The sequence below is a fragment of the Microbacterium sp. 4NA327F11 genome, assembly GCF_005503465.1.
Lineage (GTDB): Bacteria > Actinomycetota > Actinomycetes > Actinomycetales > Microbacteriaceae > Microbacterium > Microbacterium ginsengisoli.
The window spans coordinates 1-1,638 of sequence record NZ_SCOB01000053.1 but is presented as its reverse complement, the minus strand read 5'-3'; the positions used below and the strand labels follow the sequence as shown (position 1 = coordinate 1,638).

Here is a 1,638-nt window from a genome sequence, read left to right as displayed (position 1 = left end):
CTTGGATTCCAGCGATCGTCGCAACGGTCTGAGTTATTTGCTGTCCAGTAAAGCAGCGAAGCGCTCGGCCGGGGTGTCCCATTCGAGAGCTTTCCGGGGGCGACTGTTGAGTTCTTCGGCGATGGCTGCGAGATCGGAGATGGTGTGGGCGCTGAGGTCACTGCCCTTGGGCAAGTACTGGCGTAGTAGCCCGTTCGTGTTCTCGTTCGTGCCGCGTTGCCAGGGCGAGGCGGGGTCGCAGAAGTAGACCTGCATGCCGGTAGCGGCGGCGAACGTGCGGTGTTCGCTCATTTCGGCTCCCTGGTCCCAGGTCAGTGTTCGACGTAGCCCCGACGGCAGGCCGGCGAGGGCCGTGACGAGGCTGTCGCGAACTGCTTCTGCGGTGCGTTCGATGGGCAGATGGCCGAGGAGCGTGTAGCGAGTGGTGCGCTCGACCAGGGTCGCGACCGCTGATCGCTGCATGCCACCGACGATCAGGTCGCCCTCCCAGTGTCCGGGCAGGACGCGATCCTCGACCTCGTCAGGTCGCTCGGTCAGGCTGGTGATCGGATCGACAAAGCGACTGGTGCGCGCGTGCGGATCGCGATGCGGCTTCCGCGCGCCGCGACCCCGGCGCAGCGACCGGGCGAGCTCGCGTTTGAGCTCGCCGTGCGCGTGGACGTAGACGGCTTGGTAGATCGTCTCGCTGCTCACACGCATCCCGGAGTCATGCGGAAAGTCTCGCCGAAGCCGGCGGCTGATCTGCTCCGGTGACCACCGCTTCGCGAGCTTCGCCGTCACGTAGTCTCGCAGCGGCCCCTCGATGCTGAGTTTCGCCCGCCGGGGTCGCTCGCGCCGCTTCACCGAGGCTCGGTGGGCAGAGTGCGGCAGGTAACCGTGGTGACTGACCGTGTTGCGCCGCAGCTCACGGCTGATCGTCGAGGGGGCTCGACCCATCGCGATGGCGATCTGCCGGATCGACAGGCCGTCTTGCTGCAGGTCCTTCAGCCGCTCTCGCTCGAGAAGGCTGAGGTAGCGGGCATCGATCACCCGCTCGACCCGCCCCAGATCGACGCGTTCACCCTGATGCCAGACCGTCCTCGGCTTCTTCACGTTCGCCAGTATCTCGGCCGGTTTGTAGAGCACCACCCGACCGTCCGGGTAAATGCGCCCCTTCGAGAACACCCGGATGCCCTTGTCCCAATCCAGCGCCTGATGCGACTCGACACCCAACCGCTTCGCGGCCTCCCGCCGCGACACGCCCTCGCTGCGCAATCGGAGAAACTCCTGGCGTCTCGCGTCGGCGTGTGCGCCGGTGAAGATCCCGGCGCGATGCGCCCAGACATAGCACGTCACCCGATTGAATCCGAGCTCTCGCGCCACCGCCGAGACGTTACCGACCTCGACCAGGCGCGCAAGAAACGTCGCCTTCTGTTCAGGCGAGTACTGCCGCTGCGTGCTCCGCGGCGTGGACAACCCCGCCTCCTTCATCCATCGATACGCCGTGCTCGGATCGACGCCGACCTTCTGCGCCGCCGCTCTTACCGACCCGCCCCGGTCGATCAACGCCATGAACTCACGCCGCTGCTGCTCTGTGTACTTCCGTGCCGGCATCCATCCCCCTCGTCATCAGTGTTGCGACGATCGCTGGAATCCAAG

The 1,638-nt window shown here is 66.0% G+C and carries 1 protein-coding gene and 1 pseudogene; both read right to left on the bottom strand.

The window, feature by feature from the left end:
- Window positions 1–33: 33 nt before the first annotated feature.
- Window positions 34–1,239 carry an IS30 family transposase gene (locus FFS51_RS14565; RefSeq protein ID WP_249352744.1) on the bottom strand — a complete coding sequence of 402 codons (1,206 nt, stop codon included), beginning with the start codon at window positions 1,237–1,239 and terminating at the stop codon, window positions 34–36.
- Window positions 1,240–1,464: 225 nt separating this feature from the next.
- Window positions 1,465–1,593: pseudogene (locus tag FFS51_RS14985) on the bottom strand (helix-turn-helix domain-containing protein); the annotation flags it as partial.
- Window positions 1,594–1,638 lie beyond the last annotated feature (45 nt).